Here is a 19,482-nt window from a genome sequence, read left to right as displayed (position 1 = left end):
CACCAGGATTGACAGGAACAGCAATCCCCCGGCCTGTTATGGCAGGGGGGTGCCGGAACGATTACTCGCCCTTCACACGCTCGATATTTGCACCCAGCGCGCGCAGTTTGTCCTCAATACGCTCGTATCCACGATCGATGTGGTAGATACGATCGACAACGGTAGTCCCTTCCGCAATACAACCTGCCAATACGAGGCTCGCAGACGCGCGCAGATCGGTCGCCATCACCTGCGCACCGGACAGTTTTTCAACGCCGTGGCAAATTACCGTGTTGCTTTCAATCTCAGCATGCGCACCCATACGGATCAGTTCCGGTACGTGCATGAAACGGTTTTCGAAGATAGTTTCCGTGATGAAGCCCGTGCCTTCGGCCACCAGGTTCAACAGCGTGAACTGTGCCTGCATATCCGTCGGGAATGCCGGATGTGGCGCAGTACGCACGTTAACGGCTTTAGGACGCTGCCCGTGCATATCGAGGCTGATCCAGTCTTCACCGATTTCGATATCCGCACCCGCATCGCGCAGTTTCGCCAGCACCGCATCCAGGGTATCCGGCTGGGCGTTACGGCAGACAATCTTACCGCCAGAAATGGCCGCGGCCACCAGGAAAGTACCGGTTTCGATACGGTCTGGCAGTACGCGATACACACCACCACCCAGACGTTCAACGCCTTCGATGGTGATACGGTCTGTGCCCTGCCCGCTGATCTTCGCCCCCAGCGCGACCAGGAAGTTCGCGGTATCCACGATCTCCGGCTCACGGGCGGCGTTTTCGATGATGGTAGTGCCTTCTGCCAGCGTAGCAGCCGACATGATGGTGACCGTTGCGCCCACGCTCACTTTGTCCATGACAATGTGCGCGCCTTTCAGACGACCATTGACGGACGCTTTAACGTAACCCTCTTCCAGCTTGATCTCCGCGCCGAGTTTTTCCAGGCCGAAGATATGCAGGTCAACGGGACGCGCGCCGATAGCGCATCCGCCCGGCAGTGAAACCTGTCCCTGACCGAAACGCGCCACCAGCGGACCAAGCGCCCAGATGGAAGCACGCATGGTTTTCACCAGCTCATACGGCGCTGAGAAGTTGTTCACGTTGCTGGCATCGATCCAGACGGAACCGTTACGCTCCACTTTGGTGCCCAACTGGCCGAGCAACTTCATGGTCGTGTCGATATCTTTCAGCTTCGGTACGTTCTGGATCTCTACCGGCTCTTCTGCGAGCAGCGCAGCGAAAAGAATGGGCAGCGCGGCGTTTTTAGCGCCAGAAATTGTGACTTCGCCCTGGAGACGCGTGGGTCCCTGTACACGAAATTTATCCATCGTTTGCTCTCTTATAAATTCAACCGTGCTGCGGGCGTTTCGCCCTCAGCTCAAAAACCGTTTAGTTTGCGATCGCGTGCCCACTCCTGTGGGGTGAACGCTTTAATCGACAGGGCGTGGATGCGGTTATCCGCAATGTATTCCATCAGCGGCGCGTACACAGCCTGCTGTTTCTTCACGCGACTCATTCCGTCGAACATCTCACCCACAGCAATAACCTGGAAGTGACTGCCATCGCCAGAGACGTGGGCTTCCTGAAGGGAGAGTGCATTCATCAGCACAGTCTGGATTTCATTATTTTCCATGGGGTCTACATCATCTGATAGTGAAAACAAGCTCAACATCTTAGAGCAAAGTGGCGCGGTCTTAAACAAGCAAAAAGCCCCGACGCGTAAACTGTCGGGGCTTTAAGAAGTAACGTACTGAAAAAATTAGCGAGGTAATACGTCTTCGGGCAAATTGTAAAGCTGTGCAAGGGTAATCACGTTATCGCTTACCCCCGTCAGGGTAACGCTGCTCCCCTGCTTTTTGCCCGTGGCCACCAGGTGCGCCAGCAGGGCGATACCGGCGGTATCTACCCGCGTAACGCCATGGAGATCAATCAGCGTCACGCCCTGCATCGCGTTATGGCGAGCGTCCCACAGCGGGTTAAGCAGATCCTGATCCAGCTCTCCCGTCAGCGTCAACGTCTCGCCGTCACGCGCCCAGCTAAGCTGCTGTGACATTACTTCTTCTCGTCCAGGGTAATTTTCTGACGAGAGATGGACTGAAGCTGAGCCGTCAGGCCATCGATGCCTTTAGTGCGCAGCAGATCGCTCCACTCGTTCTGTTTAGTGGTGATCATGCTGACGCCTTCAGCGATCATGTCGTACGCCTGCCAGTTTCCGGTCTGGCTGTTTTTACGCCACTGGAAGTCCAGACGAACCGGTGGACGACCGTTTGGATCGATAATCGTCACGCGAATAGGAATGATAGTGGCATCGCCCAGCGGCTGTTCAGGGGCAATCTGATAGGTCTGCCCGTGGTACATCGCCAGCGCCTGGCCGTAAGCCTGTTTCAGGTATTCACGGAACGCCGCAAAGTAAGCCTCGCGCTGTGCAGGGGTCGCGTCTTTGTAGTAACGGCCCAGCACCAGTGCGCCCGCATACTTGATCTGCACATACGGCAGCAGTTCCTGATCCACCACATCACGCAGATAATCAGGGTTAGAACGGATTTTTGGCTGTTCGTTTTTAAGACGGTCGAAGGTTTTCTTCGCGGCCTCATCCATCAGTTTGTACGGGTTACTCTGATCCGCAGCGTGCGCCGCGGTAAGAGGGGCAATGACCAGCATGGCAACCATTAACAGTCGTTTAAACATGAATGACTTCTCCTGAAATTAATTCGTCGCGCCTGGCGTCGGTTCGACGTTGGTGTGGTCTTCACTCTGCGCAGGGGCATCGTCAGACTTTTTATCATCCCCTTTACTGTTGTAAAGGAACTGACCAATCATATCTTCCAGCACCATCGCTGACTTGGTATCCTGGATTACGCTACCGTCTTTAAGGATAGTCGTTCCCAGCTCAGGATCTTCAAAACCAACGTTAAGGGCCAGATATTGCTCCCCCAGCAGGCCAGAGGTGCGGATAGAAAGCGAGCTGGTGTCCGGAATGTGGTTATAGCGCTCTTCGATATCCATCGCGACGCGCGGCAGATAGGTTTTCTCATCAAGCGTAATGTCAGCGACACGTCCGATAACGACGCCACCAATACGCACCGGTGAGCGCGCTTTCAGGCCGCCGATGTTATCGAAAGTCGCGTAGACACGATACGTCGGCTCGGCGCGAACAGAGGTGATGTCCGCCGCTCGCAGGCAGATGAACAGCGCGGCCAGCAGCGCCAGAAGCAGAAACACGCCAACCCAAATTTCATTTTTTCTCGTTTGCATGAACTCAATTCCCAAACATCAGTGCGGTGAGCACAAAATCCAGACCTAAAACGGCCAGCGACGAATGTACGACAGTACGCGTCGTTGCACGGCTAATGCCCGCCGACGTCGGAATGGCATCGTAACCATTAAACAACGCAATCCAGGTAACCGTCACAGCGAAAACCACGCTCTTGATCAGACAGTTCACCAGATCCATCCGCAGATCGATGGCGTCCTGCATGGCAGACCAGAAGAATCCGGCATCAATGCCTTTCCAGTTAACGCCAACCAGCGCGCCTCCCCAGATACCTACCGCCACAAAGAGGATAGTCAGTAACGGCAAGGAGATAACCCCGGCCCAGAAGCGCGGCGAGATTACCCGGCGCAGCGGATCGACTGCCATCATCTCCATACTGGAGAGCTGCTCGGTGGCGCGCATCAGGCCAATTTCCGCCGTCAACGCTGACCCGGCACGCCCGGCGAACAGCAGCGCGGCAACCACCGGCCCGAGTTCACGCAGCAGCGAGAGCGCCACCAGCATGCCAAGGCTGGTTTCCGCGCTGTAGGTTGTCAGCACCAGATACCCCTGCAACCCCAGCACCATGCCAATAAACAGACCCGACACGATGATGATAAGCATCGACAGCACGCCGACGTTATAAAGCTGCCGCACCAGTAACGGCGCATGCTTGCGGAACTCCGGTTTGCCGACCAGCGCGTTGAACAACATTAATCCGGCACGCCCGAACGTACTGATGGTTTTCAGGCCACGGTGTCCAAGACCCGCCAACGCATTTAACAGCATGAGTGGCTTAACTCCCTATTCCGAGTAAATCGTCATGATAGTCGCCCGCCGGATAGCGGAAAGGCACCGGCCCATCTGCGATACCGTCCAGGAACTGCCGCACGCGCGGATCGCCATTCTCCTGCAACGCCTGCGCGCTGCCGTGGGCGACGATCTTTTTGTCAGCCACAATATAGGCGTAATCAGCGATACTCAGCACTTCCGGCACGTCGTGGGAAACCACCACGCAGGTGACGCCAAGGGCGCTGTTCAGCTCCGAAATTAACTTCACCAGCACGCCCATGGTGATGGGGTCCTGCCCGACGAACGGTTCATCGAACATGATTAAATCGGGTTCCAGGGCAATAGCACGCGCCAGCGCGGCGCGGCGCGCCATCCCACCCGAGAGTTCGGACGGCATGAGTTTCGCAGCCCCCCGCAGCCCCACGGCTTCAAGCTTCATCATCACCGTACTGTGCAACAGCTCAGGAGGAAGATGGGTGTGCTCACGCAACGGATAGGCCACGTTGTCAAAAACGTTCATATCCGTGAACAGCGCGCCCGACTGAAAGAGCATGCTCATCCGTTTGCGAACCGTGTAGAGGCGCGAGCGAGACATCGCCGGGACATTTTCGCCGTCGAAGAGAATTTCGCCGCTGTCAGGGGGGATTTGCCCGCCGATAAGACGCAGCAACGTGGTTTTACCGATCCCTGACGGCCCCATGATGGCGGTGATTTTACCGCGCGGCACGGTCAGCGAAATATCATCAAATATTAACCGGTTGCCGCGAGAAAAACTGACGCCCCGGACATCGACTATATTCGCCATCGTTTGGCTCATTTATGGTTCCTTACTTACCTTGCTTCACGGCTGGCATGAAGCGTAAATCAGCCCTAAACCCCGCATTTTTACAGAATATTCACTATTGGGGTTAGCGAAAGCTGGCATTTGTTTTACTTTTCCGGCGCATAAAGTCAAAATTAGGAATTCGTTACGTCTCAGACTTCATCTGGCGCCAACATTCGTGCGCAGTGGACCAGCGAGTATACCTGAAGAAAGGACTTTTGATGCTTTTAGCAACAGCACTGTTAATAATTGGTTTACTGTTGGTGGTCTACAGTGCTGACCGTTTGGTCTTTGCCGCATCCATTCTCTGTCGACTCATTGGCATGCCGCCCATCATTATCGGCATGACGGTGGTCAGTGTAGGCACATCGCTTCCTGAAATCATCGTTTCTGTTTCAGCCTCGCTGCATGGGCAGGTCGACCTCGCTATCGGCACCGCGATTGGCTCTAACATCGTCAATATCTTACTGATTTTAGGCTTAGCCGCATTACTGCATCCATTTCGCGTGCATTCTGATGTTTTGCGCCGGGAATTGCCGTTAATGTTAGTCGTCAGTCTGCTGGCAGGCTACGTACTTTATGACGGGGTGCTGAGCGTCGGTGACGGTATATTCCTGCTCGCCCTGGCCGTGATCTGGTTGCTTTACAGCGTGAAGATCGCACGTCTGGCGGAAAAACAGGGTAACGATAGCCTCACGCGTGAGCATCTCGCCGAGCTGCCCCGGGAAGGGACCTTACCCGTCGCCCTGCTGTGGTTGGGCGTCGCGCTAATCATCATGCCAATGGCCACGCGGATGGTGGTCGATAACGCGACGGTGCTGGCGAACGCGTTTGCGATGAGCGAACTGACAATCGGTCTGACGGTAATCGCCATCGGCACCAGCCTGCCAGAACTGGCCACCGCCATCGCCGGGGCGCGTAAAGGGGAAGATGATATCGCCATCGGCAATATCATTGGCTCGAATATTTTCAATATCGCGATCGTGACGGGGCTGCCGGCGCTAATCTCGCCGGGGCCGTTTAACCCTATGGTTTTCACACGCGATTACGGTGTGATGCTGCTGGTCAGCGTGATTTTCGCCCTGCTCTGCTGGCGGCGAAAAGAGCAGATCGGCAAAGGCGCAGGCGCGCTGCTGACGGGTGGATTTATCGTATGGCTGGCGATGCTGTACTGGCTTTCGCCTCTTCTCTCTGGGTAAACGGAAACGCATTATGTCGCAAATAGAATTGCAGCCGGGTTTTGACTTTCAGAAAGCAGGCAAAGACGTTCTGGAGATTGAACGTGAAGGTCTGGCGCAGTTAGATCAGTACATTAATCAGGATTTTAGTCTGGCCTGTGAGAAGATGTTCTACTGTGCCGGCAAAGTCGTGGTGATGGGGATGGGCAAATCCGGCCATATCGGACGCAAAATGGCGGCAACCTTTGCCAGTACCGGCACGTCGTCATTCTTCGTTCATCCCGGTGAAGCCGCGCACGGTGACCTCGGCATGGTTACGCCGCAGGACGTGGTTATTGCTCTGTCCAACTCCGGGGAATCGAATGAAATCCTGGCGTTGATCCCGGTGCTGAAGCGTCTGCACGTACCGCTGATTTGCATGACCAGCCGACCGGAAAGCAGCATGGCGCGTGCGGCGGATATTCACCTGTGCGTGAAAGTGCCTAAAGAAGCCTGTCCGCTGGGGCTGGCGCCGACCTCCAGCACAACCGCCGCGCTGGTGATGGGCGATGCCCTTGCCGTTGCGCTGCTGGAAGCCCGCGGTTTTACGCCTGAAGATTTTGCCCTGTCTCATCCCGGCGGCGCGCTCGGGCGCAAACTGCTGCTGCGGGTTAACGATATTATGCACACCGGAGATGAGATCCCGCACGTGAGCAAAGAGGCCTCTTTGCGCGACGCGTTACTGGAGATCACCCGTAAAAACCTGGGCATGACGGTTATCTGCGACGATCTGATGAAGATTCAGGGCATTTTCACCGACGGCGACCTGCGCCGGGTATTCGATATGGGTGTGGATGTCCGAACGCTGGGCATTGCTGATGTGATGACGCCAGGCGGGATCCGCGTCCGTCCGGGCACGCTGGCGGTAGATGTGCTGAACCTGATGCAGTCCCGTCATATTACCTCAGTGATGGTTGCCGATGGCGACCAACTGCTGGGTGTGGTACATATGCATGATCTGCTGCGCGCTGGCGTAGTGTAATGAAGGATAAGACAATGAGTAATGCGGGTGCATCCCTTGCAACCTGTTATGGCCCGGTGAGCGCCCACATGATGGCAAAGGCGGAAAATATCCGCCTGTTGATCCTCGATGTGGATGGTGTGCTCTCCGACGGTCTGATTTATATGGGCAATAACGGCGAAGAGCTGAAAGCCTTTAACGTTCGCGACGGTTACGGTATCCGCTGTGCGCTCACGTCCGGAATTGAAGTTGCAATCATCACCGGGCGGAAAGCTAAACTGGTAGAAGATCGGTGTGAAACGCTGGGCATTACCCATCTCTATCAGGGGCAGTCTGATAAGATGGTAGCTTTCCGGGATCTGCTGGGAAAACTGGCCATTGCACCAGAGAATGTGGCATACGTCGGGGATGATTTGATCGACTGGCCAGTGATGGCGGAGGCGGGTCTGAGCATCGCCGTGGCTGACGCGCACCCGCTGCTGATCCCGCGTGCTGATTACGTTACCCATATTCACGGTGGCCGCGGCGCCGTCCGTGAAGTCTGCGATCTGCTTCTGCTGTCGCAGGGCAAGCTTGATGAGGCGAAAGGGCAATCGATATGAGTAAAACCAGACGTTGGGTTATCATTCTGCTTGCGCTTGTCGCCCTGGTACTGATTGGCGTCAACCTCGCTGACCGCGATGATACGCAAGCGGAAGTGGTTAACACGAGCGACCCGACCTATAAAAGCGATCACAGCGACACCGTGGTCTATAGCCCGGAAGGCGCGCTGAACTATCGCCTCGTTGCTCAGCATGTAGAATATTTTTCAGATGACGGTACCTCGTGGTTTACCCAACCGGTCATGACCACCTTTGATACGGACAAAGTGCCGACGTGGTCTATCAAGTCTGACCGGGCAAAACTGACAAATGACCGTATGCTTTACCTGTATGGTCACGTTGAAGTCAACGCCCTGACCGCTGACGCGCAACTGCGAAAAATTACGACGGATAACGCCCAGATCAACCTGGTCACCCAGGATGTCACGTCGCAGGATTTAGTCACCCTGTATGGCACAACATTTAATTCCAGCGGTTTAAGAATGCGCGGGAACTTACGCAGCAAAAACGCCGAGCTGATTGAAAAGGTTAGAACCTCCTATGAAATTCAAAACAAACAAACTCAGCCTTAAAGTTGTTATCGCCAGCGCGCTGCTGGCGGCCAGTCTTCCCGCGCTTGCTGTGACTGGCGACACCGAACAGCCGATTCATATTGAATCCGATACCCAGTCTCTGGATATGCAGGGTAACGTCGTCACCTTTACCGGCAACGTCGTCATGACCCAGGGCACAATTAAAATCAACGCCGACAAAGTGGTCGTTACCCGTCCGGGCGGCGAGCAGGGCAAAGAGATTATCGATGGTTATGGCAACCCGGCCACCTTCTACCAGATGCAGGACAACGGCAAGCCGGTGAAAGGCCATGCCTCGCATATGCACTATGAACTGGCGAAGGATCTGGTCATCCTGACCGGTAATGCTTACCTGGAACAGCTGGACAGCAATATCAAAGGCGACAAGATCACCTATCTGGTGAAAGAGCAGAAAATGCAGGCCTCCAGCGAAAAAGGCAAACGCGTCACGACCGTGCTTGTGCCTTCGCAGTTGCAGGACAAGAACAACGGTCAGGCTCCGGCACAGAAAAAGAGTAACTAATTCGTTATGGCAACTTTAACTGCAAAAAACCTCGCAAAAGCGTATAAGGGCCGCCGCGTCGTCGAAGATGTCAGTCTGACCGTCAACTCCGGCGAAATCGTGGGTTTGCTTGGCCCTAACGGGGCGGGTAAAACCACGACCTTCTACATGGTGGTGGGCATCGTCCCGCGTGACGCCGGCAACATCATCATCGATGATGAAGATATCAGCCTGCTGCCGCTTCATGCCCGCGCGCGTCGTGGCATCGGCTATCTGCCGCAGGAAGCGTCTATCTTCCGCCGCTTAAGCGTGTTCGACAACCTGATGGCCGTGCTCCAGATCCGTGACGATCTGACCAGCGAGCAGCGCACTGACCGTGCGAACGAGCTGATGGAAGAGTTTCATATCGAACATCTGCGTGACAGCCTCGGCCAGGCGCTGTCCGGTGGTGAACGCCGCCGCGTTGAGATTGCGCGCGCGCTGGCAGCAAACCCAAAATTCATCCTGCTGGATGAACCGTTTGCGGGCGTTGACCCCATCTCCGTTATCGATATCAAACGTATCATTGAGCACCTGCGCGACAGCGGGCTTGGCGTACTGATCACGGACCACAACGTTCGTGAAACGCTGGCCGTGTGTGAGCGCGCCTACATAGTGAGCCAGGGCCATCTGATTGCCCACGGTACGCCGCAGCAAATCCTCGAAGATGAGCATGTTAAGCGCGTGTACCTTGGGGAAGACTTCAGACTCTGATAGGGTAGAGGTTAAGTCACGCCGAACCGGAGAAAAACGCTCTGAACATGAAGCAAGGTTTGCAATTACGGCTCAGCCAGCAACTGGCCATGACGCCGCAGCTACAGCAGGCAATCCGTCTGTTGCAGCTGTCCACGTTAGAACTCCAGCAGGAGCTCCAGCAGGCGCTGGACAGCAATCCGCTGCTGGAGCAAACCGATCTTCATGACGAGGTAGACGCCCAGCAGACGCAGGACACAGAAACGCTCGACTCCGTAGATGCGCTCGAACAGAAAGAGATGCCGGACGAACTGCCGCTGGATGCCAGCTGGGATGAAATCTACACCGCGGGTACCCCTTCCGGGACGCGCGCAGACTACCAGGACGATGAACTCCCGGTCTACCAGGGCGAAACCACCCAGTCGCTTCAGGACTACCTGATGTGGCAGGTAGAGCTGACTCCTTTCTCCGATACCGATCGCGCCATTGCCACCTCGATTGTCGATGCCGTTGACGACACGGGCTATTTGACCGTGACGCTGGACGAGATTCTGGAAAGCATCGGCGATGACGAGATTGAACTGGAAGAGATCGAAGCCGTTCTGAAACGCGTTCAGCGTTTCGACCCGATAGGTGTCGCCGCGAAAGATCTGCGCGACTGCCTTCTGATCCAGCTTTCGCAGTTTGCCAAAGAGACACCGTGGATTGACGAAGCCCGGCTCATCATCAGCGATCATCTGGATCTGCTGGCGAATCACGACTTCCGCACCCTGATGCGCGTCACACGCCTGAAAGAAGAGGTGCTGAAGGAAGCGGTGAATCTGATCCAGTCGCTCGATCCGCGTCCGGGGCAGTCGATCCAGACCAGCGAACCGGAATATGTCATCCCTGATGTGCTGGTGAGAAAACACAATGGCCGGTGGGTCGTTGAACTGAACGCCGACAGCATTCCTCGCCTGCAAATCAACCAGCAATATGCCTCCATGTGCACCAGCGCCCGTAACGACGCTGATAATCAATACATTCGCAGCAACCTTCAGGAAGCACGCTGGTTGATCAAGAGCCTGGAGAGCCGTAATGACACGCTGCTGCGCGTCAGCCGCTGTATTGTCGAACAGCAGCAGGCGTTCTTTGAGCAGGGCGAAGAGTTTATGAAACCGATGGTGCTGGCGGACATCGCCCAGGCCGTCGAGATGCATGAATCAACCATTTCCCGCGTGACCACGCAGAAATATCTGCACAGCCCACGCGGTATTTTTGAGCTTAAGTATTTCTTCTCCAGCCACGTGAACACCGAAGGCGGCGGCGAAGCCTCGTCAACGGCTATTCGCGCACTGGTGAAGAAGTTGATCGCCGCGGAGAACCCCGCGAAGCCACTCAGTGACAGTAAGTTAACCACCATGCTGTCCGATCAGGGTATTATGGTGGCACGTCGTACTGTCGCGAAGTATCGAGAGTCTTTATCCATTCCGCCGTCTAACCAGCGTAAACAACTGGTTTGACACAACCGATAAGGAAGACACTATGCAGCTCAATATCACCGGACATAACGTCGAGATTACTGAGGCTTTACGCGATTTTGTAAACACTAAGTTTGCGAAACTCGAGCAGTATTTCGAGAGGATCAACCAGGTCTATGTTGTGTTGAAAGTGGAGAAAGTGACGCATATCTCGGATGCGACCCTGCACGTCAACGGAGGGGAACTCCATGCCAGTGCGGAAGGGCAAGACATGTACGCGGCTATCGACGGCTTGATTGATAAGCTTGCGAGACAGCTCAATAAACATAAAGATAAACTGAAACAACACTAATTGTCCGGGCAGTTAACGGGTGCAGGACGGCCTGTTGTGAAACACAACAGGCCATTTGTACAGTTAGCGCTTAGGTGAAATTATGATAAACAACGATTCCGCTCTTCAACTGAGCAATGTCCTTAACCAGGATTGTACCCGCAGTGGCGTTCACTGCCAGAGCAAAAAACGTGCGCTGGAAATCATCAGTGAGCTGGCCGCAAAACAGCTGGGTCTGCCGCCGCAGATCGTGTTTGAAGCCATTCTGACCCGTGAAAAAATGGGCAGTACTGGCATCGGCAATGGCATTGCGATCCCGCATGGCAAGCTGGAAGAAGATACGCTGCGTGCCGTGGGGGTGTTTGTGCAACTGGAAACGCCTATCGCTTTTGACGCCATCGATAACCAGCCTGTGGATCTGCTTTTCGCGCTGCTGGTTCCTGCCGATCAGACCAAAACCCACCTGCACACGCTGTCGCTGGTTGCCAAACGTCTGGCGGATAAAACCATTTGTCGTCGACTGCGCTCAGCCCAAAGTGATGAAGAGCTTTATCAAATTATCACTGAAGCAGAAGGCAATCAGGATGAGGCATAATCGGGAAAGGGCCTTCAGTACGGCTGCCCTGAGGAGAAACGGAACATGGTGCTGATGATCGTCAGCGGTCGTTCGGGGTCCGGGAAGTCCGTGGCCCTGCGCGCGCTGGAAGACATGGGATTTTACTGTGTAGATAACCTGCCGGTAGTGTTGTTACCCGATCTGGCGCGGACGCTGGCGGACAGGCAAATCTCTGCCGCCGTCAGTATCGACGTGCGTAACATGCCGGAATCGCCTGAAATCTTCGAGCAGGCAATGAACAGCCTGCCGGAATGCTTCTCGCCTCAGCTCTTGTTCCTGGACGCTGACCGCAACACGCTGATCCGTCGCTACAGCGATACACGTCGTTTGCATCCGCTCTCCAGTAAAAATCTTTCGCTGGAAAGCGCCATCGATAAAGAGAGCGATCTGCTTGAGCCGCTGCGTTCCCGGGCCGACCTGATTGTCGACACTTCCGAAATGTCCGTCCACGAGCTGGCGGAAATGCTGCGTACGCGCTTACTCGGCAAGCGCGAGCGCGAACTGACGATGGTGTTTGAATCCTTCGGCTTTAAGCACGGCATACCTATCGATGCGGATTACGTTTTTGATGTGCGTTTCCTGCCGAACCCACACTGGGATCCGAAACTGCGTCCGATGACCGGTCTGGATAAGCCGGTGGCGGCGTTCCTCGACCGACACACAGAAGTACACAATTTTATCTACCAGACGCGAAGCTACCTTGAGCTATGGTTACCTATGCTGGAAACAAACAATCGCAGCTACCTGACGGTGGCGATTGGCTGTACCGGCGGTAAACATCGTTCGGTCTACATTGCCGAACAGCTGGCCGATTACTTCCGCTCACGCGGAAAGAACGTTCAGTCCCGTCATCGCACGCTGGAAAAACGTAAAACATGACCGTAAAACAAACCGTTGAGATCACCAACAAGCTGGGCATGCATGCACGCCCGGCAATGAAATTGTTTGAACTGATGCAAGGTTTTGATGCGGAGGTGCTGCTGCGCAACGACGAGGGAACCGAGGCAGAAGCCAACAGCGTGATTGCGCTACTGATGCTGGATTCTGCCAAAGGCCGTCAGATTGAAGTTGAAGCCACCGGCCCGCAGGAAGAAGAAGCGCTGGCGGCGGTGATTGCGCTGTTCAACGCCGGGTTTGACGAAGACTAACGTTCGCCATGTCGGCGGGTAGCGCTGCGCTTACCCGCCCTACCTAAGATTATTTCGTTCCATAAACCCTTCCCCACCCAGCTGACGCATCTGGCGCATAATCCACGCCTGGCGGCTTCGCACGTAGCCTGACGGGGCGCTGGCCTTAAAACGCAGCGGGTTCGGCAGCACGGCGGCAAGCAGTGCCGCTTCGGACATAGTCAGCCTGCTGGCGGGCTTGCCAAAATAGCGCTGCGATGCCGCTTCGACACCAAATACGCCGTCACCAAATTCCGCGATATTCAGGTAGACGGTTAAAATGCGTTTTTTGCTCCACACCGTCTCGACGCCCAGCGTCAGCCCGGCCTCCAGCCCTTTTCTCACCCAGCTGCGACCGTCCCATAAGAACAGGTTTTTTACCGTCTGCTGAGAAAGCGTCGATGCGCCGCGGACGCGGTTTTCATGACGTTCATTATGATCCAGCGCCTTCTCGATAGCCGCCACGTCAAAACCCCAGTGCTCCGGGAATTTCTGATCTTCTGCCGCAATGACCGCCAGCCCCATCCACGGCGAGATTGCATCCATGCTGACCCAGTCAGAATGGGCAACATAGCCAAAATCCCCAGAGAGCCAGGCGCTAATCTGCCGCTCTGCCATCACGGCCGAGAACGGGACGGGCAGGATGCTGAACAGCGCAATACCGCCGCCCCAGAACACAGCCAGGACCAGCACAATACGCAGCAGGATCCGTTTTAACCACCCGCCGGGGGAGAATTTACGACTCATTCGGCCAGGACCAGCACTCTGTCCACCAGCTTTTCAATGCCTGCGGCAGCCTCGGCGATGTTCTGCGCCAGCATATACGCTGGCGTGGTGATGATCTTGTTGTCCTCGTCCACCACAATGTCGTCTACCGGACATGGCACGTGTTCGCCGCCCATATCCTCGACAATCTCAGCGGTATCAATGTCGGTTCCGATCGTGAGCCGCAGCGGGAAATCAAAAATTTTCGGCAGCATGGCCGGCGCAATGCAGATAAAGCCCTGCGGCTTACCTGCCGCATGCATCGCCAGCGATAGCGCTTTCAAATCGGGATCGACATGACACGCCGTGCCTTCCGTTGCAAACGTGCTCAGGTTTTTCGCCGCGCCAAAACCGCCCGGCACGATGAGCGCATCAAGTTCAGCGGCATCGGCCTGTGCCAGCGGGTGAATATCGCCGCGCACAATACGCGCCGCTTCAATCAGCACGTTACGGCTTTCCGCCATTGGCTCGCCGTTAAGATGATTAATCACATCTGCCTGGGTTTTATCCGGGGCGAAGCAGATAACGTCTGCTCCCTGGCGCGATAATGCCAGCAGCGTTAATACGGTTTCATGTATCTCTGAACCATCGTAAACACCACATCCGCTCAGCACGACACCAATCTTTTTCATTCTGACGATCCTTCTATGCAACTCGCTGAAGCACATTAAAAATTCTGATTAAAACGCTATGCTTCACACATTTCACTGATTCATGTAACAAACTGTTTAAGATTTGCTATCTTATCTGCGTGCGGCCTCAATTTTCAGGCGGCGTCCATGCGAAAACAACCCACAAAAATCAGGCGCAGCCACGATTTCCCTGGTGTTGGCGCAGTATTCGCGCACCCCGGTATAGCCGGGGTCATTTTTTTCTGGCATCCACCCACGCTTTCAGCACTGCCACATCGTTTTGCCACTCTTGTTTCATCTCTTCGACCCAATCACCTACATTATCTTCCCAGGCAGGTAAATCAGGCGACTGAATCTGTTGGCCCAGCTGCTGGAGATGGCGTAACCCGACAGATCCTGCCGCGCCTTTGATTTTATGTCCCTCTTCGACGATGCCCTTCTGGTCACGCGCCGTCAGGTTGGATTCGAGCACGTTCAGATAGCCCGGCATCATTTTTTCGAACACGGCGAGGCCATCGGTGATCAGTTTTGGTCCCACCAGATCGATATACTGCTCCAGCATGGCGGTATCCAGTATCGTTTGGGCTTTAGCGCTATCAACAGACGTCATGGTGCTCTCCTCTTCATCACAGGTATCCCAGAACTTCTTGATCATCGCCGTCAGGGCGGGTACCGCCAGCGGCTTGCTGAGCACATCGTCCATACCGGCCTCGAGATACTCTTTTTTATCTTTCAACACGTTTGCGGTCAACGCCACCAGCGGCGGCAGCTCGTCAGGAGCATATTTGCGCGTCAGCTCGCGGGAGATATCCAGCCCGGTCATGTCCGGTAGCTGAATATCGAGCAGCACCAGGTCATACTCGCCCGGCGTGAACATCTCCAGCGCGGCTTTGCCGGTCATCGCCACATCCACGCTGTTACCGAGTTTTTCCAGTACCGACCGGGCGACAATAACGTTCAGCTCAATATCTTCCACCAGCAGGACGTGCAGGGCTGGCAGCGGCATATCGTCGTTCTCAAACGTATCTTCCACCTCTTCCGCCACGGCAGGCGCGTGGACGGTAAGCGTAAAGGTGGAGCCTTTACCCGGCTGGCTGGCAACGGTGATATCCCCGCCCATACTTTTCGCCAGACGTTTCGACACCGCCAGTCCAATGCCCGTACCGGTCGCCGGTTTACCGCCGTGGCTGTCTTTAACCTGATAATACATGGCGAAGATCTTATCCTGCTCCTCCTGAGGAATGCCGATACCCGAGTCCTCAACTTCAAAGTGCAGCATGTCGCCTTCGTCATAGCGAATGCGCACCGCAACCTGCCCCTTCTGGGTAAACTTCACGGCGTTGCTGATGAGGTTCCACAGGATCTGCCGCAGACGTGTGCCGTCCGTCACCACTTTATGCGGCAACGGCAGCGTTGGCTCCATCACAAAGCTCAACCCTTTTTGCTGAGCCTGTAAACCTGACAGGTTTTCCAGGTCCGCGAGGAAGCCGGTAAAATCAACCGGCTGGTTGTCGAGCTGAACTTTACGGCGTTCCATCTTATCCATGTCGATAATATCATTGAAGATATTGCCCAGCGTGACCGCCGAGACGTGGATCGTTTTCAGGTATTTTTCCTGCTCGCTGGTCAGCTCGGTATCCAGCAGAATGCGGCTCAGCCCCACAATGCCATTCAGCGGGGTGCGCAGTTCATGGCTGATGGTGGAGATGAAGGTGGTTTTATCCCGGCTGGCGCGTTCCAGCGCATCCTGATAGCGCTTACGCTCGGTGATATCACGGCCAAAGCCCATCAGACCATGACGTTTCCCCACCCGGTCGTAATAAGGCACTTTGCGGATCTCAAAGCAGGCTTTGCGCCCGTCAGGATAGTCCAGCCACTGCTCATAGGTCAGCGAAACGTTATGGCGGAAGACCTTTTCATCCGTCTCCATCACTTTTGCTGCCGCCTCTTCGGAATAGACATCCTGAGGTTTCAGGTGGATCAGCTGCTTTTCGCTTTTCCCGGTCAACAGTTCCATGGCCCGGTTACAGCCGGAGAACTCTTTATCTTCATTACGGTAGAACACCAGATCCGGCGACGCATCGAGGAACGAGCGCAGGAAAGAGGATTGCTGTTCAAGCTGGATCTGCGTCACTTCACGCTCTTTCATCTCAACTTTTAGCTGCTCAAGCGTGGTCTGACGCTCGGCTTCAGCCTTCTCACGGTCTGAAATTTCCTGATTCAGCTGGGCAATGTTGTCCTTGAGCTGGACGTTGAGTTTGAGATCGCGCTCGCGCATCTCTTCCAGCTTATCCACCAGTTTCGATAAACGCTGTCGGGACTCTTCCAGCTGCTCAACCACCACGGAGAGAAAATAGACCGCCCATGGGGTAATCAGCAGGCCAAAGAAAATAGAGCGGATCACGTCGATGCTCTCGACCTGACCATGCAGAACCATGGTCACGGCCATTTGCACGACGATGGCCAGAACGACCAGCGCCAGCGCCAGCAGCATGGAAAAACGCACCAGCCCGAGCTTCATCATCAGGTCGACGTAGTACTGGGCCAGCATTCGAATTTGCTTCATAGAGGATCCCTTCACGACTTTATCGCTCAATAATACTCAAATTCACGGCGAGGCGTTGAAGGTTGTGAGAAAAAGTGCGGGGTGAAACAGGAGATTAGCCTCGCCCCCGGGCAACCGGGAGCGAGGAAGAAGGTTTATCAGGAGCGTTTTAGCAGCATCCAGAGGCTGATCAGGAAGAAACTGGCGCTCGGCAACAGTGCGCCGATAATTGGCGGAATGCCATACACCAGCGTCAGCGGACCGAAAATCTGATCGAGGACGTAGAACACAAAACCAAAGCTGATACCGGTTACCACGCGAACCCCCATCGGCACGCTACGCAGCGGTCCAAAGATGAACGATAGCGCCATCAGCATCATCACGGCCACGGACAGCGGCTGGAAGATTTTGCTCCACATGTTGAGCTGGTAACGCCCCGCATCCTGTCCGCTCGATTTCAGATACTTCACGTAATTATGCAGACCGCTGATGGAGAGCGCATCGGGATCGAGCGCTACCACCCCAAGCTTGTCCGGCGTCAGGTTGGTTTTCCAGGTACCGCTAACGGTCTGCGAACCGGTGATCTGTTTCGGGTTCGTCAGGTCAGATTCATCAACCTGGGATAACCGCCAAAGCTTGTTGTTCGCATCAAATTTAGCGGAGGCGGCATAACGCACCGACTGTAAACGACGATCGTTATTGAAGGCATAGATACTCACGCCGCCCAGTTCATCGTCCCCTTTCACGCGTTCGATATAGACAAAGTTCTGACCATCTTTCGCCCATAATCCCTGCTGCGTGGAGAGCAGTGAACCGCCGTACATAGCCTGAGCACGGTAGTTACGCGCCATCTGTTCGCCCTGCGGCGCGACCCATTCGCCAATCGCCATGGTCAACAGCACCAGCGGGATCGCGGTTTTCATTACCGACAGCGCAACCTGCATACGGGTAAAACCCGATGCCTGCATCACCACCAGTTCGCTACGCTGAGCCAGCATCCCCAGACCCAGCAGCGCACCCAGCAGGGCCGCCATCGGGAAGAAGATCTGCACATCTTTTGGTACGCTGAGCAGGGTATACATTCCGGCGCCCAACGCGTCGTAACTCCCCTGCCCGGCTTTTTTCAGCTGGTCGACAAATTTGATAATGCCCGAGAGCGACACCAGCATGAACAGGGTCATCATGATGGTGGTGAAAATCGTTTTACCGATATAGCGGTCAAGTACGCCAAACGCCTGCATTAGATGGCTCCTTTACGCGTAAACCGGGCACGAAGACGACGCACAGGCACCGTGTCCCACAAGTTGAGTCCGACTGCCAGCAGCAGATACAAACCATTCACGACCCAGGTCCAGATCATCGGGTCAATTTTTCCTTTCCCGCCGTTAGACTTGATTGAGGTTTGCAGCAGGAAGAACACCAGATACAGCAGCATCGCTGGCAGCATCGACAGCACGCGGCCCTGACGCGGGTTTACCACGCTCAGCGGAACCACCATCAGCGCCATCATAAATACGGTGAAGACCAGCGTGATACGCCAGTGCAGTTCAGCACGCGCACGATCGGTATCGGTATTCATTAAGGTGCGCATATCCATCTGCTCAGTATCCGTGGGATCGAGCGCGACGGCCTGATGGCCAATGATGGCCTGGTAGTTCTGAAAATCGGTAATACGGAAGTCGCGCAGCATAGCCGTGCCTTCGAAACGCGTTCCTTTGTTCAGCGTGACAACCTGAGAGCCGTCTTTACGCTGAGACAGCTGACCGGAGTCCGCCACCACCACAGAAGGCCGGGCGTTACCTTTCGGGCGCAGTTGAGCAAGAAACACGTCATTGAAGCGGTTGCCATCGACGCTTTCGATAAACAGCACGGAGTTACCGTCGGTAGCCTGCTGGAACTGCCCCTGCGCCAGCGCCGCCAGCCCCGGGTTAGCTTTTGCTTCCGCCAGCACCTCATCCTGATGACGAGAGGAGGTCGGCCCCGCCCACATGACGTTAACCGCGGCAACAATGCCCGTAAACAGCGCCAGCACCATGGCTGCTTTTACCAGTACGGCTTTACTGAGGCCGCAGGCATGCATCACGGTGATTTCACTTTCGGTATAGAGCTTACCCAGGGTCATCAGCAGACCAAGGAACAGGCTTAACGGCAGGATAAGCTGCGCCATTTCCGGCACGCCAAGCCCGAGCAGGGAAAGCACCAGATTCGTTGGGATTTCGCCATCAACCGCCGCGCCGAGGATCCTGACCAGCTTCTGACAGAAAAAGATCAGAAGGAGGATAAAGAGGATCGCCAGTTGGCTCTTCAGCGTCTCCCGAACCAGATATCTTATGATTATCACTTTAAATACGCCCGTTAAAACTCGTCTTATGCAGGAATTTAGCTTGTTTCATGGCTTAAACGTCATTTATTCTCTTGAGTCGTCGAAATCATCGCTAAGATTAAAAAACCCGGCGGATTCGCGCTTCATGACATTTATTGACGTGTCGAAACCGTAGTAACGTAAGATTAACACGAAGT

The 19,482-nt window shown here is 55.0% G+C and carries 23 protein-coding genes; 11 read left to right on the top strand and 12 right to left on the bottom strand.

Annotated elements, in window-relative coordinates; translation table 11 throughout:
- Positions 1 to 61 precede the first annotated feature (61 nt).
- The 7 genes from murA to mlaF all read right to left on the bottom strand — a co-directional run bounded on the left by murA (position 62) and on the right by mlaF (position 4,855).
- Complete coding sequence (gene murA / locus H2Z33_RS10955) at positions 62 to 1,321, bottom strand: UDP-N-acetylglucosamine 1-carboxyvinyltransferase (protein ID WP_006812128.1); 1,260 nt, start codon at positions 1,319 to 1,321, stop codon at positions 62 to 64.
- 50 nt (positions 1,322 to 1,371) lie between these two features.
- Positions 1,372 to 1,626, bottom strand: a complete 255-nt coding sequence (gene ibaG / locus H2Z33_RS10950; protein ID WP_003861840.1) for a BolA family iron metabolism protein IbaG — start codon at positions 1,624 to 1,626, stop codon at positions 1,372 to 1,374.
- Positions 1,627 to 1,752: 126 nt separating this feature from the next.
- Positions 1,753 to 2,046, bottom strand: a complete 294-nt coding sequence (mlaB, locus tag H2Z33_RS10945; RefSeq protein WP_003861843.1) for a lipid asymmetry maintenance protein MlaB — start codon at positions 2,044 to 2,046, stop codon at positions 1,753 to 1,755.
- The gene (gene mlaC, locus H2Z33_RS10940; RefSeq protein WP_006812130.1) at positions 2,046 to 2,681 is read right to left on the bottom strand and encodes a phospholipid-binding protein MlaC; all 636 of its coding nucleotides are present in this window, start codon (positions 2,679 to 2,681) and stop codon (positions 2,046 to 2,048) included. The genes mlaB and mlaC overlap by 1 nt, the downstream gene beginning before the upstream one ends.
- Before the next feature lie 18 nt (positions 2,682 to 2,699).
- Positions 2,700 to 3,248 carry an outer membrane lipid asymmetry maintenance protein MlaD gene (gene mlaD, locus H2Z33_RS10935; protein WP_006812131.1) on the bottom strand — a complete coding sequence of 183 codons (549 nt, stop codon included), beginning with the start codon at positions 3,246 to 3,248 and terminating at the stop codon, positions 2,700 to 2,702.
- 4 nt (positions 3,249 to 3,252) lie between these two features.
- Positions 3,253 to 4,035, bottom strand: coding sequence for a lipid asymmetry maintenance ABC transporter permease subunit MlaE (gene mlaE / locus H2Z33_RS10930; RefSeq protein ID WP_003861848.1), 783 nt, complete (start codon positions 4,033 to 4,035; stop codon positions 3,253 to 3,255).
- 7 nt (positions 4,036 to 4,042) lie between these two features.
- On the bottom strand, positions 4,043 to 4,855 hold the full coding sequence (gene mlaF / locus H2Z33_RS10925) for a phospholipid ABC transporter ATP-binding protein MlaF (RefSeq protein ID WP_017382730.1): 813 nt from the start codon (positions 4,853 to 4,855) through the stop codon (positions 4,043 to 4,045).
- Positions 4,856 to 5,082: 227 nt separating this feature from the next.
- Between mlaF and H2Z33_RS10920 the strand changes: the two genes are divergently transcribed.
- The 11 genes from H2Z33_RS10920 (at position 5,083) to npr (ending at position 13,002) form a co-directional block, all read left to right on the top strand.
- Positions 5,083 to 6,060, top strand: coding sequence for a calcium/sodium antiporter (locus H2Z33_RS10920; RefSeq protein WP_003861852.1), 978 nt, complete (start codon positions 5,083 to 5,085; stop codon positions 6,058 to 6,060).
- Between the two features lie 13 nt (positions 6,061 to 6,073).
- Positions 6,074 to 7,060 carry an arabinose-5-phosphate isomerase KdsD gene (gene kdsD / locus H2Z33_RS10915; RefSeq protein WP_003861853.1) on the top strand — a complete coding sequence of 329 codons (987 nt, stop codon included), beginning with the start codon at positions 6,074 to 6,076 and terminating at the stop codon, positions 7,058 to 7,060.
- A gap of 14 nt (positions 7,061 to 7,074) precedes the next feature.
- The gene (gene kdsC / locus H2Z33_RS10910) at positions 7,075 to 7,641 is read left to right on the top strand and encodes a 3-deoxy-manno-octulosonate-8-phosphatase KdsC (protein ID WP_063135409.1); all 567 of its coding nucleotides are present in this window, start codon (positions 7,075 to 7,077) and stop codon (positions 7,639 to 7,641) included.
- Positions 7,638 to 8,213: an LPS export ABC transporter periplasmic protein LptC gene (lptC, locus tag H2Z33_RS10905; RefSeq protein WP_015571983.1), complete on the top strand. Its 576-nt coding sequence runs from the start codon at positions 7,638 to 7,640 to the stop codon at positions 8,211 to 8,213. Before kdsC ends, lptC begins: the two co-directional genes overlap by 4 nt.
- A complete protein-coding gene (lptA, locus tag H2Z33_RS10900; protein ID WP_006812136.1) occupies positions 8,182 to 8,736 on the top strand; it encodes a lipopolysaccharide ABC transporter substrate-binding protein LptA in 555 nt (184 codons plus the stop codon). The genes lptC and lptA overlap by 32 nt, the downstream gene beginning before the upstream one ends.
- Before the next feature lie 6 nt (positions 8,737 to 8,742).
- Positions 8,743 to 9,468 carry an LPS export ABC transporter ATP-binding protein gene (gene lptB / locus H2Z33_RS10895; RefSeq protein ID WP_003861862.1) on the top strand — a complete coding sequence of 242 codons (726 nt, stop codon included), beginning with the start codon at positions 8,743 to 8,745 and terminating at the stop codon, positions 9,466 to 9,468.
- Between the two features lie 47 nt (positions 9,469 to 9,515).
- A complete protein-coding gene (gene rpoN / locus H2Z33_RS10890) occupies positions 9,516 to 10,949 on the top strand; it encodes an RNA polymerase factor sigma-54 (protein WP_003861864.1) in 1,434 nt (477 codons plus the stop codon).
- A 22-nt stretch (positions 10,950 to 10,971) separates the two neighbouring features.
- Positions 10,972 to 11,259, top strand: a complete 288-nt coding sequence (hpf, locus tag H2Z33_RS10885) for a ribosome hibernation promoting factor (RefSeq protein WP_003861866.1) — start codon at positions 10,972 to 10,974, stop codon at positions 11,257 to 11,259.
- A gap of 82 nt (positions 11,260 to 11,341) precedes the next feature.
- Positions 11,342 to 11,833: a PTS IIA-like nitrogen regulatory protein PtsN gene (gene ptsN / locus H2Z33_RS10880; RefSeq protein ID WP_003861869.1), complete on the top strand. Its 492-nt coding sequence runs from the start codon at positions 11,342 to 11,344 to the stop codon at positions 11,831 to 11,833.
- Between the two features lie 45 nt (positions 11,834 to 11,878).
- Positions 11,879 to 12,733, top strand: coding sequence for an RNase adapter RapZ (gene rapZ, locus H2Z33_RS10875; protein ID WP_003861870.1), 855 nt, complete (start codon positions 11,879 to 11,881; stop codon positions 12,731 to 12,733).
- Positions 12,730 to 13,002 (top strand): PTS phosphocarrier protein NPr, encoded by a 273-nt coding sequence (gene npr, locus H2Z33_RS10870; RefSeq protein WP_003861872.1) that lies wholly within the window; start codon positions 12,730 to 12,732, stop codon positions 13,000 to 13,002. The genes rapZ and npr overlap by 4 nt, the downstream gene beginning before the upstream one ends.
- 39 nt (positions 13,003 to 13,041) lie before the next feature.
- On the opposite strand, the gene mtgA is transcribed toward npr, so the two are convergent.
- From mtgA to lptF, 5 genes are all read right to left on the bottom strand, one after another.
- Positions 13,042 to 13,767 carry a monofunctional biosynthetic peptidoglycan transglycosylase gene (gene mtgA / locus H2Z33_RS10865; RefSeq protein ID WP_015571986.1) on the bottom strand — a complete coding sequence of 242 codons (726 nt, stop codon included), beginning with the start codon at positions 13,765 to 13,767 and terminating at the stop codon, positions 13,042 to 13,044.
- Positions 13,764 to 14,417 carry an isoprenoid biosynthesis glyoxalase ElbB gene (gene elbB, locus H2Z33_RS10860; protein WP_032672055.1) on the bottom strand — a complete coding sequence of 218 codons (654 nt, stop codon included), beginning with the start codon at positions 14,415 to 14,417 and terminating at the stop codon, positions 13,764 to 13,766. The genes mtgA and elbB overlap by 4 nt, the downstream gene beginning before the upstream one ends.
- Before the next feature lie 232 nt (positions 14,418 to 14,649).
- The gene (arcB, locus tag H2Z33_RS10855) at positions 14,650 to 16,983 is read right to left on the bottom strand and encodes an aerobic respiration two-component sensor histidine kinase ArcB (RefSeq protein WP_017382727.1); all 2,334 of its coding nucleotides are present in this window, start codon (positions 16,981 to 16,983) and stop codon (positions 14,650 to 14,652) included.
- Positions 16,984 to 17,120: 137 nt separating this feature from the next.
- A complete protein-coding gene (gene lptG / locus H2Z33_RS10850; protein ID WP_001147540.1) occupies positions 17,121 to 18,203 on the bottom strand; it encodes an LPS export ABC transporter permease LptG in 1,083 nt (360 codons plus the stop codon).
- The gene (gene lptF / locus H2Z33_RS10845; protein ID WP_003861881.1) at positions 18,203 to 19,303 is read right to left on the bottom strand and encodes an LPS export ABC transporter permease LptF; all 1,101 of its coding nucleotides are present in this window, start codon (positions 19,301 to 19,303) and stop codon (positions 18,203 to 18,205) included. Before lptF ends, lptG begins: the two co-directional genes overlap by 1 nt.
- Between the last annotated feature and the right edge of the window lie 179 nt (positions 19,304 to 19,482).

Origin of the sequence: Enterobacter sp. YSU, from assembly GCF_016082135.1 — a bacterium.
Classification (GTDB): Bacteria; Pseudomonadota; Gammaproteobacteria; order Enterobacterales; family Enterobacteriaceae; genus Enterobacter; species Enterobacter hormaechei_C.
Note: the sequence above shows the minus strand (reverse complement) of the source record. Positions and strands in the feature narration are given on the sequence as shown.